The following is a 16,482-nucleotide window of genomic DNA, read 5'->3' as shown; positions in this document are numbered from 1 at the left end:
TCGTATTAGAAGGTCAGATCGATACCGAACGTATAGACTTTGCTCTTCGGATAGGCGCCCCAGTCGAGCGAAGGGGTCATGGGATTCGACGCACGCATGTTCACCTCGGGGTCGTAGCCCTTATAACCCGTCACCACGAAGAGGTTCTGAGCCGTGAAATAGAGGCGCAGCTTCGAAACATAGAACTTGCGCGTCCATCGCTGCGGGAAGGTGTAGCCCACGGTCAGGTTCTTCAACCGCAGGAACGAACCGTCCTCGATGAAGCGCGAATAGATCTCATTCTTGATATATCCGTCCCAGGCCGGAACCTTGTTCGAGGCGTTGGTCACCGTCCAGCGGTCGGCCACCTCGGCCATCAGGTTGGCACGCTGGTCCTGCGTCTGCGAAGCGTAGATGCGGGTGGCGTTGTAAACGTCGTTGCCATAGTTGAACTGGAACATGAAGCTCAGGTCCACGCCCTTGAACGAAAAGGTGTTGGTGATACCGCCGTACCACTTGGGCGTACCGTTGCCGATCACCGTACGGTCGGCCGTGGTGATGACCCCGTCGCCGTCGGTATCCTTATACTTGACCATACCCGGCTCCACGGGCACGCCGGCATGATCCGATATGTCGGTGACACCCTCTTTGAGCACATACTCGCCCGTTGCGGCGTTGACATTGAAATCCGAAGTCTGGTACACGCCGTCGAAAACATAACCGTAGATCAGCCCCAGCGACTGCCCGACGCGGGCCGTGTAGTCGTAACCCGTGTAGTCGCTGTTCCAGCTCGCCGAAGTCTGCATCTCCTTCGCTCCGCCGGCCAGCGCGCGCAGTTCGTTGCGAATGAACGAGATGTTGAAATCGGTCGTCCAGCGGAAACCGCTCTTCGAAGCGATGTTCGTCGAATTGATCGCAATCTCGATACCCTTGTTGCGGATCTTGCCCACGTTCTTCCATTGCGAGGCGAAGCCCGAGACATAGGCCCGGTTGGCGGCCATCAGCAGGTCCTTCGTGTCCTTGAGGAAGAAATCCGCCGTGATGTTCAGGCGGTTGCGGAACAGGCCCAGGTCGATGCCGACATTGGTGCTCTGCGAAGCCTCCCACTTGATGTCCTCGTTCTGCAACTGCTTGGGCGACAGCACCGTGATAACATTGTTGCCGTAGCCGTACTTACCCTGCGAATAGAGTTCCAGCGAAAGGTAGTTGGTGATGCGGTCGTTGCCCACGACACCCCATCCGGCGCGCAGTTTCAGGTTGGAGACGACATCCTGCTTCTTCATGAAGTTCTCCTCCGAAACACGCCATGCCGCCGAGAACGACGGGAAATATCCCCATTTGTGGTTCTTGCTGAACACCGTAGAACCGTCGGCACGGACCGTCGCCGTGAAAAGGTAGCGGTCGCGGTAGTTGTAGTTTCCGCGGGCGAAGAACGAAACGAGCATCTTGTCCGAACGGTCCGAATCCGCCGTGGTCGGCGTAGCGCCCAGCCCGAGGTTGTTATTGGCCAGATTGTCGAACGGGAAATCCGTAGCCCCGGCCAGCAGGTATTCCGTTCCCTGGAACGAGGTCTCCTGTCCGAGCATGACATCGAACGCATGGCCCTTATTGCGCTTATACTTATAAGTCAGGTAGTTGAAATTTGTCCAGCGAACGTTGCGCGTCATGCGGGTCGAACCGTAGGGCGTCTGGCCGTTGCGGTAAGCCTCCTTCGATCCGTCCTGGTAGAAGACGTAGTTGCGCGCATTGGAGGTATTGTAGGTTCCGGCGGTGCGGAAAGTCCATCCCTTGCCGAAATCAATGTTCAGCGCCAGGTTGCCCGACCACATCTCGGTCTTCGTGGTGTTGATCACCGACTCGGCCTGCTTGATGGGGTTCACCTGCGACAACGACTCCGAGGATTCGAGCTCCAGCGGGTCGATCGACGACGCCAGCAGCTCCTCGTCGGTCATTCTGAGGCCCGCCGTGGGACGCGCGCGCAGAATCTGCGCCAGCATGTTGAAGCGGCCGTTGTCGCCCGAGGTGCCCACACCGCGCTTGTCGGTGTTGGCATAGTTGACCGTGGCCTCTACCGACACGGCCTTCGAAATCTTATGGCTCACGCGCATCTTGGCCGTGACCTTGTTGAAGGCGCTGTTCTTGAAGATACCGTTTTCGAGGAAGTCGGCGAACGAGAAAGCGTACTTGGTCTTGTCGTTGCCGCCCGAGATCGAAACGTTGTGGTCCTGCGACCAGGTGGGACGGAACGTTTCGTTCTGCCAGTCCACCCCCTTCACGTTCCGATAATCCTCGATCGACTGGTAGCGGTAGGGAATGCCGTCGTCGTCGCTGCCGGCCCTGTAATAAGTCGTGCCGAACTTGTCGGGCCACGCCTCGGTTTGCAGCTTCACGAACTCGTAGGGCGAGAGCAGATCGAGGGTCTTGGAGATCTGGCGGTAGCTGGCCGAACCGTTGTAGGTCACCACGGGACGCCCCACCTTACCGGATTTGGTCGTCACCATCACCACGCCGTTGGCGGCGCGCGAACCGTAGATGGCCGACGAGGAGGCGTCCTTGAGCACCTCGATCGACTCGATGTCCGAGTTGGAGAGGTAGTCGATATTGTCCACCTGGAAACCATCGACGATGTAGAGCGGCGAAGTGTCGCCGTTGACCGAACCGATACCGCGCACCTTGATGTCGAAACCGGCGCCCGGAGTGCCGTCCGTGGCGGTGATCTGCACGCCGGCGATCTGCCCTCCGAGAGCCTCCATCACCGAACCGGTCTTGTAGCCTTCGACATCCTTCGAGGACACCGAAGCGACCGAACCCGTCAGGTCGCCGCGCCTCACGGCGCCGTAACCCACGACCACCACCTCGTCCATGACGTTCGCTTCGGGAACGAGTTTGATCTCCAGCCGGGTCTGGGCGGCGATCGTCACCTCCTGGGATTTATAGCCCAGGTAAGAGAAAACCAGCACGTCGCCTTTCTTGACCGGAATCGTGAACGCACCCTTCAGGTCGGTAGAGACACCCTGCGTCGTACCCTTGACCACGACGTTGGCACCGATAGCCGGCTGATCGTTCTCATCGACGACCTTACCCGTTATCTTGTTCTGGGCCGACGCTGCGAAGGCCAGCATCAGGGCGAGAAGGGTCAGCGCCCCTCTCAGCCCGAAAGCCCGGTTTATCATGTATTTCATAGGTTTCATGTTCAGTTAGGTTAAAAATTCTCGTCGAACCAGACGGCCACGTAGATAAAGGTCTTGGTTCCCGACGCATCGAGCTCCGAGAAGGTTCCGGTCGTCGTGTAGGGAGCCTGGAAGAGCAGCACGCCGTTGGCGTAAGCGCCGTCGAGCATCCACTTGTTGGCCGGAATGTACATCCTGAAATCGGTGCCGCAGTCAATATATCCGAGTTTCGCCGTCAGATTGGGAGCAACATCGGCGCTCGTCGTCGAGTAGTAGGACATCGGTTCGCGGGAACCGGCATTGACTGTGCTGCCGAAATAGGTGCCCCACATGCGATAGATAAAGCAATTCGTAGGAGAAGACCCCGACAGCGCCGTACTGTTGCTAATATGCGATGCCGGCCCGTTAAGGTTGTAATAGAAGACATTGCGTTTCAGCGAGATCATGAAATTCGACTTGTCGGCATTGATCGTCGGAGCCTCCGAATAGCCGCCCGTACGCGGGTTGACCCGGAAAACCATCGGATTGTAAACCACGACTTTGTCGATATCCGACTGAATTTTCACAAAGACATAGGTCGAACGGGTAATGGCCGTTTCGCCCGTACCGATCGTAGCATCGACCCTGATAACACCGATCTGGCCGACACGGTCGTTACGGAAACGCAGGTGCAGCGTACCGTCCTCTTCGACATAGGATGCAGATGCTGCCGTCCGGAACGCATTGTTGTGAATATAGTTCAGCCTAAAGGAGACTTCGCGGCCTTCGAAATCCTCGTGTGCCACAGGAATCGTCACATCCGTATTCGTACTGTTATTCGAAGCACCCACCATGTCGAAGACGTGCTGATCGGCGTTGGTCGTCCAGTCCAGACCGAGGTTATTGCCGTAGCTGAACGTCGTAAACATGTTCGGGTTCTCGGTCACAGTCAGTGCGAGCATCACCTCGACAGGCGTTTCGCTCTTCATGTTCGAAGCCCGGACGGGAATCTGGTAAACACCCGGATCGGCCGTAATTCCGCGCAGCGAGGAGACCTCGCCCGTCGCTTCATCGACCGTAAGCTGGCCGGCCAGCGCCGCGGGCACGTCGCCCAGCGAGAAGCTCACCTCGTCGCCGACAAAACCGTCGGCCTTCGGAGCCGTGAAATTCGTACCTTCGACCACTTCGACGGGAGCGTAGGAGAAGGTTTCGGGCTCGATCGGGGCGATGTATTCGATCACGGTCAGCGTATAGGCGCCTTCGAAATCGGCCAAACCGAAACTGTTCGTCACCGTCAGATCGAGCGTATAGGAAGCGCCGAGGGGCAGTTCGTTGCCGGCATCGACCGAAATGACTCCCGTCGCAGGGTCGATCCGGATCTTGTCGGTCGTCTCGAAGCCTTCGGCCGGGGTCACCTGTTTGATGGCCCACACGACCTCGTCGGGCGAACCTTTCAGCGTCGGCGTCGGGCCCTGGAAAGCCATATTGTACTCCATGCGCCCCGAAGCCGAAGGATAACGGATTTCCAGCGGCTCGCTGGTGATCCGCGCCGTCAGCAGATTTTCGTAAACCGTAGCTCCGGCATAGGTGGTGATGCGGATCGGCAGGGGATAATCGCCCGGCATGATCTCGCCCGAGAAATTCGCGTTGAGCGTCACGACGCCTCCGCTCGAAATGGCGAAATACTCCTCGCCCTCCGCCTGCACCAGCGCATAGCCGAGAATCGACACCGACTCGCCCACCGGCGTCACCGTGACCGAAGCCTCGGAGGTCTCCAGTTCGGCGTAGGGAATCACGAGCGTCGGCTCGCTCACCTCGATCGCCTCGGGCGTGGCGGGAACCATCCGCACCACGAAAATATCCTTGAAACGGTAGAGACCGCCGCCGGCCCGGCACGCAATGGTCAGTTTGTAGGTGCCGGGGTCGAGGTCGTCCGTATTCGAGATGCTGACCATACCGGTATCGGCACCGATCGAGAAACACTCGGTGACGACGGATTCGTCGTCGAGCGTGACGCCCGCGATCGAAAAGTCGGACGGCGCGGGGCCGTAGTAGGTCGGGGTGCCCGACACGAAGTTCATCGAAGGACCGATGTCCACGACCGTCGGGTAGAAGAGCTGCAAATCTCCGCTCTTGGTATCATCGTCCTCGCAGGCCGCGAGCGCGACCGCGCAAAGAACGGTCAGCGCTGCGAAACATACGTTTCGAAACAGGGATTTCATAGGTTATTGCGGTTTTAAGGTTACAGAGTATAGGACAACGCAGGATAGGAAACGCCCCCGACCTGCACGCGGACCGAACCGCCGCTCTCCGACCAGTCGCCCAACGTGATGACGACCGTCTCGGCCGAAGCGTCGGACGTGGGCAGCAGCACCGTAGCGTAACGCACGACGGGTTCGTCGGCCGTCTTTTCGAGGTTCAGCTGGTAAGCCTTGCGCTCCGCGGTCTGGTTGATGTTGTAGGAGACGAAGCCCGTTTTCTTGACGAATGCCCCCGTCTTGCTTCCCCGGGTGCGCACCAGCAGGTTGTTGCCGTCGGAGAACGCCGTGTGGAAACCGCCCTCCTCCGGGTCGTACACCACCTGCGAGTCGTCCCCCTCGGTGATGTTGAAGTTCAGGTTGACGGTGCCCGCAGCCGTGCCGTAAGCCTCGTCGAGGATCACATAGAACTTGTCATCGACCATGAAAATCGTACGGCGGTGGGTCAAACCCTCGTAGGAGGGATTCTCCAGCACCAGCGCCTCGTACCAATGGCCCGAACCCGACCTGGAGAACTCTTTGAGCAGCTTGCCGTCGCTCGAAACGTTCGCGTCGCCGAGCGTGACGGTGTTGTGGGCCGTCGAAGCGGCGTACTTGCGCCGGTCGGCATTCGACGAGGAGGTGCCTCCGTAGGAGAAGCAGCCCGAGTCGGGGAAGAAATTGCGCCCCTTGACCCACAGTTCGAACGTGTTGTTGTCGTACTGGCGGTGCCATTGCTCGGAGGGACCGTCGGGGGTGTTTTGCAGCACCATCATCATATCGGAGGTCGTCCAGCCCGAGCGCATCACGTAATAACCGCCGTCGGGGAAGGTCTTGACCTTGGTTTCGGGCATCGTGCCCTCGGCGCCGCCCGTCGCCATCCACAGCATCTGCTGATTGTCGGGGAAGAGGTTATAGTAGTTGGTGAGATTGCGTCGAAGTACACTGGCAGTCCACGTGGCACGGCGCGTGTCGGCCATGTTGGGCACCGTATAGTCGGGATAGATCATGTTCATCACCACGTCGGTCATCTTGCGCATCGACTCGACGTAATTCTCCGGGAAGCGGCTCTCCTCGCCGTTGCGCTGCGCCACCTCCAGCGAAACCCGGAAATCCTCGATGCCCGAGATGTGGTAGTGCAGGTCGCCGTCCATCAGCCAGCCGTCGGGGAAATACTGCGCCGTCACCTCACGGCTCAGCACGCTCGTACCGCTCTGCTTCCAGGCAGAAGCGTTCTTCAGCTCGGGGAACAGCATGCCGGCGAATGTCACGGCCTGAGCCTGGGTGATCAGATGGTTGGAGGTCGTCGAATAGTTGTTCATGATGTGGTTGGCGTGCTCGTCGAGATGGGTCAGCACCTCGGCCAGCCACTCGACCGTAACGGAGGGCGACTGCTGGTAGTACTCCAGCAGGGCGCACTGGTCGATCAGGCGGGCAGCCACGTCGAGCGGACGCCACGAAGCGTGATTGGTCACGTCGGTCCCCTGCTCGGGCTTGGGATTCTGTTTCAGCCAGTCGCCGTAGACCTCGATCCAGTTCAGCGCGTATTTCTCATCCGCCGAGGCGTAGTAGGTCTTGGCCTGCGGAACCATCCATTGGTGGCGGTGGAGCTGATAACGCTGCTCCTGCTCCCTCGTGGGCCAGATCGTCCAGTCGATGTCCGTGCCCTCGGAATTCAGGTAGGAATAAGGCACGTTGGACTCACCGGCATTGGGATCGAAGTAGTTGTTGACATAGAAACGGTAGTCGTTCTCGCGGAGCGCGTAATCGGCCCAGCGCTGCTCGTTGGCCGTGGGCGTCACGCTCAAAAGATCGACATTGGGATTCAGCCCGTGCGTACGCGAACGGTAGTAGTTCATCAACTCCTCCAGCGCCATGTAGTAGTCGCCGATGTCGTAAGCGCGCTTCACCTTCGTCAGACCGCTGTAATCGAGATCCAGCACCTCGAACACGCTGGCGTCGATGCCTTCGTTCATCGACCCCGAGCCGCTCTCGACCCACTCTTCGGCCCGCTTCATCTCGGGGAAAATCGTACCGGCGCGGAACACGGCGTGCGCCTCCGCAGCCTTCGTATCGACATCCTCCGAATAGTGCGTCCTGACATGCTCGGCCTGCTCGGCGAGATTCGCCAGGAACTTCGAAAGCAGCTGCGGCGTGAAAGAGGTCGATTGCATGAAATAATAGAGCAGATCGCACTGGGCCTCGACACGGCAGGCCACATCGGCCGGACGCCAGGCATACAATGCCTCGCGCGACTCCTCGGGCTGCGAGGCGGGATCGGCGTCGTAGTCCACGTCGCCCGTCGGACGGGGATATTTCCCCAACCAGTCCTCGTAGACCGTCACCCATTCGGAGGCATAGGTCTCGTCGAGCGACGTGCGGTAAGCCTTTCCCTGCGGGACCATCCACTGATGGCGGTGTACGCGGTAGCGCTGTTCCAGATCGCCCGTCGGGCAAACGGTCCAGTCAACGGCCCGGGATTTCAGGTAGGAATAAGGCACGTCGCCGTCCATGTAACCCTCAACGTAAAAACGATACTCGTTGGCGAGGAGCGCCTGATCGGCCCACACCTGTTCCTCGGCGGAGATCGAGGGTGCGATCAGGTTGACGTTGCCGTTGACCACGTCGGTCCGGCCACGGTAGTATTCCAGCAAAGCCTGCGCCGCCAGGTAGTACTGGTCGGACTCGTAGTAAGCCTTCACGGCGGCAAGACCGGGATAATCGAGGTTCAGAGCGTTGAACACGCCCGCTTCGATCACGCTGTTGTCGGGAATCGTCGGCTCCGTGGAACCCGTTCCGCTGCCGTTGTCCGATCGTCCCAGATCATCCGACAGACAGCCCGCCGAGAACAGGACTGCCACGATGAATCCGAACGCCGAAATTTCAGTAAAAATGCGTTTCATAGGTTATAGGTGATTTTAGGTTTTTTCAGAACCGGCGTCAGATCCGCCGCGGGTCGAGGCCCCGCAGCGACAGGTAACGCCCGATGGCTTCGAGGTAGTAGTAATCCGCATAGTTGAGCGGAGTGTCGATCTCGCTGTCGGCAGGCAGGTGGCCGACGCTGTGCATCAGGATGAAGCCGCCGTTGGTGCCCTTCCCGGCCAGATAAGCGTCCGACGAAAGGTTCATCAGCAACGTTTCGGCATAGTCGAAGTACTTCCGGCCCTCGGCCTCGGGAACCATCGTCGAAAGCTCGAACAGCGCCGACGAGATCACCGCGGCGGCCGAAGCGTCGCGCGGAGCGTCAGGGATGTTCGGGGCGTCGTAGTCCCAATAGGGAATCCGGTCGGCGGGGGTGTTCGGATGGTGCATGATGAAGCCGGCGATCCGCTCGGCATGTTTCAGGTATTTCGCGTCGCCCGTCTCGCGGTAGCACATCGTGTAGCCGTAGAGGCCCCACGCCTGTCCGCGGGCCCACGCCGAGGAGTCGGAGTAGCCCTGGAACGTCCCCCGGCTCTCGACCGTACCGTCGTCGTTGTAGCTCACGACATGGAACGAGCTGGCGTCGTCGCGGAAATGGTTCTGCATCGTGATGTCGGCATGGCGGACCGCCACGTCGCGGTAGACGGGATCGCCCGTGTGCTTCGAAGCCCAGAAGAGCATTTCGAGGTTCATCATGTTGTCGATGATGACCGGGTAGTTCCACTCGCCGAAATCCCACGAACGGATCAGCCCGATGCGGGGATCGCAGCGCGAAACGAGGCTCTTGGCGGCCTCGACGATCACCTCTTCCGAGTGCTGGTCATGCAGCGTCTCCATCTGCTGGCCGAAGCTGCAAAAGACCATGAATCCCAGGTCGTGCGTCCCTTTATAATATTGTATACCCTCCAGCCGGTCGGTGTATTTCCGGGCTTCGGCCAAGAGTTTTTCGTCGCCCGTAAAGCGGTAGCACTGCCAGAGCGAGCCGGGGAAGAATCCGCTTGTCCAGTCCTTCGCGTCGACGGCACGGAACTTGGGCATCAGCGAACGGGGAAAGCAGTTCGTCGTGTCGAGTTCGGCGGCGGCGTCCAGCAGTTGACTGTCGGCAACCTCGATGGCATGTTTCAGGGATGCGATTTTGGGGTCGCGATCCGCAGAGCACGAACCCAGTACGAACAGAGAGAGGAGACCCAGAATGGGGAGAAAATTTCTTCTCATGAGCAGTTCAGGTTTTTTGGTTTAGGTTTTACATGTTTCGGTAAGCAAAATTACCGATAAGCCCCTGCATGCACCCTGAGAATTGAAGAATTGATTTCAAAAACCGCTCAAATAAATTTTGAATTTGTGCAACCGGATGCGGAATTTGTCCAAAAACAGCTCTGGAGGGGCTTTCCGGCGAGGTCGGAACAGACGCCGCGCCCGGGCCGCAAAGGGCACGAAAAACGGGAGTTCCGCTCGCAGAACTCCCGTACGACATGTCGCCGCAGGCTATTTCAGCGGCGAATCGGGCTCCCGGGACATCACCAGATAGAACATCCGGTCGAGAAACGCCGGGGCGAATTTCTTCACGAAATGCGTCGCGCGCCCCTCGATCTCCATCAGGCAGAGGCGTTTGCGCCGGAGGATGCCCTTCGCCACGATGCGGGCGACCTGCTCAGCGGTCATCATCTTCGCCTCGTCGCGCGGAGTTTCGCCCTGCTGCGACCCGTCGGCCGTCAGGGCCGAGAAACGGACGTTCGAGGCCGTGAATCCCGGGCAGGCGATCATCACATGCAACCCCTTTTTGAGATTTTCGATGCGCAGCGTTTCGAGGAAGCCCGTCATGGCGTATTTCGAAGCCGAATAACCCGTGCGGCCGGGCAGCCCGTGCAACCCGGCGACGGACGAAATGCCGACGACCGAGCCTTTCGACGCCTGCAAGTAGGGCAATGCGTATTTGCAGCAATAGACCGCACCCCAGAAATTGACATCCATCAGCTTGTGCAGCACGTCGAGCTCCACGTCGTCGAAGATCGCGCGCATCGAGATCCCCGCGTTGCAGATCAGCACGTCGATGCCCCCGAACTCACGGACGGCGGTGCCGATCAGTTCCTTGCATTCGGCGGGCTTCGTCACGTCCACGCCGCAGTAAGCCGCCCGGCCGCCCGTCGAGCGGATGTCGCCCGCCAGAAGCTGCAATTTCTGGACGCTGCGCGCCCCGAGCACCACCTTCGCGCCCTGCGCGGCATACTCCTTCGCCATCGCCTCGCCGATGCCCGACGAAGCCCCCGTGATGACGATGACCTTATCCCTGAGTGTTTTCATACTGTTCGTTTATTTCGATTTCCAATGTATCGTAAGCCAGATGCACCCCTTCGGGAAGCATCGTCTCCGTCGCGGCATGCAACCCGATCTCGTGGGACATGTGCGTAATATAAGCCTCGCGCGGCCCGACGCGGCGGATCAGCGCCAGCGCCTCTTCCAGGTTGAAATGCGACGGATGCACGACGAAGCGCAGCGCATTGACCACCAGCACCTCCGCCCCGCGGAGCTTTTCGACCTCGGCATCCTCGATGGTCTTGAAATCCGTGAGATAGGCCAGCGGCCCGATGCGGTAGCCCGTGACCCGGAAGCGTTCGGAGTGGCGTCCCGAAACCGGGATGATCTCCACGCCCCCGACCGCAAAGGGGTGCGCCACGTCCACCTCGTGCAACTCGATCTCCGGGACGCCGCGGTATTTGTCCTGCGCGAAGGCATAGTCGAAATCCTTGCGCACGCACGCCAGCGTCTGCGGCGCGGCGTAGATGTGGACCTTGTGGATGGTCGGGGGATAATCGACGAAATTGAAAGCCCGCACGTCGTCCAGCCCGCCAATGTGGTCCTTATGCTCGTGGGTCAGCAGGATGGCGTCGATATGGCGCACGCCCGTGCGAAGCATCTGGTAGCGGAAATCGGGCCCGGCGTCGATCACCAGCCTCACGCCGTGCGTCTCGACCATAGCCGCCGTGCGCAGGCGTCTGTCGCGCCGGTCCGCCGAGGTGCAGACCTTGCAGCGGCAGCCGATGACAGGTACGCCCTGCGAGGTTCCGGTTCCCAGAAAGGTGAGTTTCATGGTTACAAAGATACGAATAAGCCGAGAGAAAAAAGCAAGCTCGCTTGCATTTTTTCCGTCTCAATGTGCACCTGCCCGATGCCCGGACGCCAGCGGCGGCGGCAGGGTCAGAATCAGCCTTTTCATCGGAATATTCATAATTCCGATTTGTTTCCGGTCTTGGCCGGTTCATAGCGTTTCAGGTAGTCGTCGATGAGCTCCAGCCCCTTGGCTGTGGAGATGCCGCGGAAAAAGTTGCTGATGATCTGCACGAAAGCCTCGCGCTCGGTCATCCCCTCGGGCAACGGGATGTCCTTGCGCTTGGTGATGGCCGAAGCCGTGTAATAAAGCACCGCAATGGCCAGATCGAGGTTGAAACTCCCGGTGAAAAGCCCGTCGGCAATGCCCGTTTCGAGCATCCGCAGCAAATCGAGACGGCTCTGGGCGGTCCCTTCGCGCATCAGCCTGGCGTGAACGGCCGGATAGAACTTGCGCAGGTTGCCCAGCAGCCGCTGTATCGTCTCCGACTCGTCGGCCACGCACCCCAGCACCATGAACATCGCTTCGAGCACGTTGCGGGCCCCGGCGCAGGCTGCGGCCCGCTCGATGCGCTTGCACTCGAAAAAACGTTCCATAGCGAGGTAGAGCAACCCCTCCTTGTCGCCGAACAGCTCGTAAAGCGCTCGTTTCGAGACACCCAGCTGCTGCGCGATGTCGTCCATGCGCACCGACCTGATGCCCTGGGCGACGAACATCTGCATCGCCTGTTCGATGATTCGTTCCTTCTGGTCCATGATCCGATCCGAATTGATACGACAAATATAGACAGGGAAACTCATGAAACAAAAAAGTTTTCCGTTTTCGGCGGTTTTTCAACGAATCCGACCAGGAAGAAGCCGTCGGGGACTACTTCGCCGTGGGCGACAAAAAAGCCGCCGCAGGAAATCTGCGGCGGCCGGGCGAAAAATCGCGCGGATTATTTGGTGACCCGTTCGAGCCAGCGGACCATCGAGAGCATGACGAGCATCGACAAGCCGCAGGCGGCGACGAACACGGCCCACGTAGCCCACATCGGCATATGGAGGTAGAGCCATCCGCCGACGAACAGCAGGGCATTGCCCACGGCCGTGGCGGCCAGCCAGAAGCCCTGCATCAGGCCCTGCATGTGGGGAGGCGCCACCTTCGACACGAACGCCAGACCCAGCGGCGAGATGAACAGCTCGGCGACGGTGAGGATGAAATAGAGGCCCACCATCACCCACGGGGTGACCAGCAGCGACTGCACCTCATCGGCGCGCATGCCGGCCAGTTCGGCCTTCGTCGGCAGGGCCAGCGAGAAGAGCATCAGGAAGACATAGGCCAAAGCGGCGATGCCCATGCCGATGGCGATCTTCATCGGGGTCGAGACCTCGATGTCGCGCTTGCGCAGCCAGCCGAAGAACCACATGATGATCGGCGTGAGGAAGACGACGAAGAAAGGATTGACGCTCTGGAAGATCTCCGCGCCCTTGATGGTCGTGAATCCCAAGTCGATGTTGATAACGTCGAGATTCACGTAGTCGCGGGCGAAATAGGTCAGCGAATAGCCGTTCTGGTGGAACGACACCCAGAAGAAGATCACCACGCCGAAGACGGCGAACAGAGCGTAGATGCGCTGGCGGATCTCCTGGGCGGACATCTTGATCTCCTCGGCCGAAGCCTTGACGCCGGCGGCAGCGGCCTTTTTCGAAGGATCGGGGAACCGCTTGCGGTTGGCCATGTAGATCGCCAGCGAGATGAGCATCATCACGATCGCCGCGATGAACGCATAGTGGAAACCGCGGTTGAAGACATCGAGGTAGGTGTTGCAGAAGGCCCCGAGGTCGCTCACGGGCGTTCCGTCGAGGTGCGCCGCCGAAGCGTAGGAGTTGAGGTTGGCGAGGCCCTCGCCGACCATCTCCTCGCCTTTGGCAAGGTATTCGTGGCACAGAGCCGGGAGTTTAGCGTTGTAGTCGAAATTGTTGACCTTCAGCCACCAGTTGCGCACGCCGATGGCGACGAACGGAGCGAAGAAACCGCCGATATTGATGAACATGTAGAAGATCTGGAAGCCCGATTCGCGTTTGGCGCTGAATTCGCTGTTATCGTACATCTGGCCCACCAGCGCCTGCAAGTTGCCCTTGAACAAACCGTTGCCGAAGGCGATCACCAGCAGTCCCAGGCAGGTCAGCGTCAGGTAGAGCCACAGACTCGGCACGGGCGTCGGCGTCGGGATGGCGATGAGCAGATAGCCGATGCTCATCACGATCAGGCCCCACATGATCGTCGCCTTGTAGTTCTTGGTCTTGTCGGCGATGATGCCGCCGACCAGCGCCAGCAGGTAGATCGAAGCGTAGAAGCCCGAATAGATATACCCTGCGGTGGCCTCGTCCAGACCGAACTTGGCCGAGATGAACAGGGTAAGGATAGCCATCATGATATAGAAACCGAAGCGTTCGCCCATGTTGGCGAGGGCCGCCGCGATCAATCCTTTGGGTTGTCCTTTCATAAATTTTTTTTGGATGTTAGTAAATGTTAGTAATAGGGATTCGTTTTCGTTCGGAGACAAAGATAGAAATTTTTTCGTATATTTGGTGTCGTAACGGCACTTTTATCAGTCGGAAAGTCTTGCCGAACCGCAGGCGGTCCGGCTTCGAATCCGTCCGGTTTTTGTCATACTTTATAGAAATCCAGCATCTCCTATGGAAAAAACGCCCCGAAGACTGCCCGTCGTAGAGCGCGACGCATGGTTGCAGCCCGTCGAAGAACATATGAACCGCCGCTACGCACAGTACGAGCGGCAGATGGCGCGGATCGAGAGCGCTTCGGGGTCGATCGTGGACTACGCCAACGGCTACCGCTATTTCGGCTGGCAGCGCGACGAGGAACTCGACGGATGGTGGTTCCGCGAGTGGCTGCCGGGAGCGCACGATGTCTACGTCTTCGGCGACTTCAACAACTGGCAGCGCACCGAGATCCGCATGCACCGCGACGCGGCGGGGGTGTGGAGCGCCTTTTTCCCCACGGCGATGTACCGCGACCGGCTGGTGCACGGCTCGCTCTACAAACTCCACGTCCACGGCGACAACGGCTGGCTGGACCGCATTCCGGCCTATGCCGCGCGCGTCGTACAGGACGAGGCGACGAAGAACTACACCGCGCAGTTCTGGGCGCCCTCGGAGCCGTTCGACTGGCGGGGCGACGCCTTCGACGCCTCGAAGATCGGCAGCCTGCTGATCTACGAAGCCCACGTGGGCATGGCCCAGGAGCGCGAGGGCGTGGGCACCTACCGCGAATTCACCGAAAAGATACTCCCGATCATCAAGAAGGACGGCTACAACGCCGTGCAGTTGATGGCCGTGGCCGAACACCCCTACTACGGTTCGTTCGGCTACCACGTGTCGAGCTTCTTCGCCCCGACATCGCGCTGCGGCACGCCCGAGGAGCTGAAAGAGCTGATCCGCCGGGCTCACGAGCTGGGGCTCGCGGTCATCATGGACCTCGTGCACGCCCACTACGTGAAGAACCTCAACGAGGGGATCAACGAACTCGACGGCACGGACCATCTCTACTCGCCGGCGGGCGAGGCGGGCTACCAGCCCTACTGGGATTCGAAACTCTTCGACTACGGCAAGGACGAGGTGCGCCATTTCCTGCTGTCGAACGTCAAATACTGGCTCGACGAGTTCCATTTCGACGGCTACCGCTTCGACGGCGTGACCTCGATGATCTACCACCACCACGGCTACGTCGCATTCGACTCGCGCGACCGCTTCTTCGACACGGGCGTCAACGAGGAGGCCCTCCTCTACCTCACCCTCGCCAACCGCCTCGCGCACGACTTCCGGCCCTCGGCCGTGACCATCGCCGAGGACGTGAGCGGCATGCCGGGGATGTGCATCCCGATCGCCGACGGCGGCGTCGGCTTCGACTACCGCCTGGGGATGGCGATTCCCGACTTCTGGATCAAACAGCTGAAAGAGGTTCCCGACGAGGAGTGGAACATCTGGGAGATGTGGTCCGTGATGACCGACCGCCTGCCCGAAGTGAAAACCGTGGCTTACGCCGAGTCGCACGACCAGGCGCTGGTGGGCGACAAGACGCTGGCGTTCCGGCTGATGGACAAGGAGATGTATTTCCACATGGACCGCGCGTCGGAGAACATCGTCATCGACCGCGGCATGGCCCTGCACAAGATGATCCGCCTGATGACCATCTCCACGGGCGGACAAGCCTACCTCAACTTCATGGGCAACGAATTCGGGCATCCCGAGTGGATCGACTTCCCGCGCGAGGGCAACGGGTGGAGCTACGCCCACGCCCGGCGGCAGTGGTCGCTGGCGCGGAACGGATTCCTGCGCTATGCGTGGCTGGGTGATTTCGACCGGGCGATGATCCGGCTGGTGAAGAAATACAAGGTGCTCGAAGAGGGCTATGCGTGGAACCTGCTGATGGACGAGCGCAACAAAACGATGGTCTTCTCGCACGGCCGGCTGCTGTTCGTCTTCAACTGGCACCCCACGGCCTCGATCCCCGACTACGAACTGCCGGTGCAGGGGCCGGGCAAGTACGTCCCGGTGCTCTCGACCGACGAGCGGCGCTTCGGCGGCCAGGAGCGTCAGTCGATGGATGCCGAGCACTTTTCGTTCCCCGCAAAGGGCGACGACGGGCAGGAGCGCCCCCGCATCCGCATCTACAACACCTCGCGCACGGCGACGGTGTTCCTGCGCAAAAGGTAGCCGAACGAACTCAGCGACTGCCTTCGGATGCCCGCCCCGGCTCCCGGTGCAGGCAGTCGATCGCCTTCAGCCGCTCGTAGTCTTCGCGCAGCTCAGCGATGATCCGCCGGTTGCAGCGGGCGATCTGTGCGCCCAGCGTATTCATCTCTTCGGGACTGAATCCGTACTGCGCAGCCGTTTCGGGAGTCGCTTCGAGCGGCTCGTTTCCCAATATAGCCTGACGGCAGATGCTGGCCAGCAGGTGCGGAAACTCCCCGGTGAAAATCTCCACGCTCAACTCGTCGCGGCTGACGACCTCGAAACGGTCCTCGCCGTTGTAGAGATTGTCTGTCAGCTCCCGATCCGAGACTATTTCATCCCATTCGTCGCGG

At 59.9% G+C, this 16,482-nt stretch carries 9 protein-coding genes and 1 pseudogene; 1 reads left to right on the top strand and 9 read right to left on the bottom strand.

Annotated features, from left to right (window positions below; all coding sequences use genetic code 11):
- Positions 1-5 precede the first annotated feature (5 nt).
- From WMO46_RS13220 to WMO46_RS13185, 8 genes are all read right to left on the bottom strand, one after another.
- Entirely contained in the window at positions 6-3,161 is a 3,156-nt protein-coding gene (locus WMO46_RS13220; protein WP_276714455.1) for a SusC/RagA family TonB-linked outer membrane protein, read from the bottom strand.
- 20 nt (positions 3,162-3,181) lie between these two features.
- Positions 3,182-5,350 (bottom strand): surface glycan-binding family protein, encoded by a 2,169-nt coding sequence (locus WMO46_RS13215; RefSeq protein WP_349094505.1) that lies wholly within the window; start codon positions 5,348-5,350, stop codon positions 3,182-3,184.
- Between the two features lie 20 nt (positions 5,351-5,370).
- On the bottom strand, positions 5,371-8,268 hold the full coding sequence (hepC, locus tag WMO46_RS13210) for a heparin-sulfate lyase HepC (RefSeq protein WP_349094504.1): 2,898 nt from the start codon (positions 8,266-8,268) through the stop codon (positions 5,371-5,373).
- 37 nt (positions 8,269-8,305) lie between these two features.
- Positions 8,306-9,502: a glycoside hydrolase family 88 protein gene (locus tag WMO46_RS13205; protein WP_349094503.1), complete on the bottom strand. Its 1,197-nt coding sequence runs from the start codon at positions 9,500-9,502 to the stop codon at positions 8,306-8,308.
- Between the two features lie 270 nt (positions 9,503-9,772).
- Complete coding sequence (locus WMO46_RS13200) at positions 9,773-10,588, bottom strand: SDR family oxidoreductase (RefSeq protein WP_349094502.1); 816 nt, start codon at positions 10,586-10,588, stop codon at positions 9,773-9,775.
- Positions 10,569-11,375: an MBL fold metallo-hydrolase gene (locus WMO46_RS13195; protein ID WP_278818696.1), complete on the bottom strand. Its 807-nt coding sequence runs from the start codon at positions 11,373-11,375 to the stop codon at positions 10,569-10,571. Before WMO46_RS13195 ends, WMO46_RS13200 begins: the two co-directional genes overlap by 20 nt.
- Before the next feature lie 134 nt (positions 11,376-11,509).
- A complete protein-coding gene (locus WMO46_RS13190; RefSeq protein WP_026076523.1) occupies positions 11,510-12,148 on the bottom strand; it encodes a TetR/AcrR family transcriptional regulator in 639 nt (212 codons plus the stop codon).
- A 182-nt stretch (positions 12,149-12,330) separates the two neighbouring features.
- Positions 12,331-13,881, bottom strand: coding sequence for a peptide MFS transporter (locus WMO46_RS13185; protein ID WP_129651882.1), 1,551 nt, complete (start codon positions 13,879-13,881; stop codon positions 12,331-12,333).
- A 193-nt stretch (positions 13,882-14,074) separates the two neighbouring features.
- On the opposite strand from WMO46_RS13185, the gene WMO46_RS13180 reads away from it, so the two are divergent.
- The gene (locus WMO46_RS13180; RefSeq protein WP_349094501.1) at positions 14,075-16,111 is read left to right on the top strand and encodes an alpha-amylase family glycosyl hydrolase; all 2,037 of its coding nucleotides are present in this window, start codon (positions 14,075-14,077) and stop codon (positions 16,109-16,111) included.
- Between the two features lie 10 nt (positions 16,112-16,121).
- Here the strand turns inward: WMO46_RS13180 and WMO46_RS13175 are convergent.
- A pseudogene (locus WMO46_RS13175) lies at positions 16,122-16,482 on the bottom strand (hypothetical protein); the annotation flags it as partial.

This window comes from Alistipes intestinihominis (genome assembly GCF_040095975.1).
In the GTDB taxonomy this organism is placed as follows: Bacteria; Bacteroidota; Bacteroidia; order Bacteroidales; family Rikenellaceae; genus Alistipes; species Alistipes senegalensis.
Note: the sequence above shows the minus strand (reverse complement) of the source record. Positions and strands in the feature narration are given on the sequence as shown.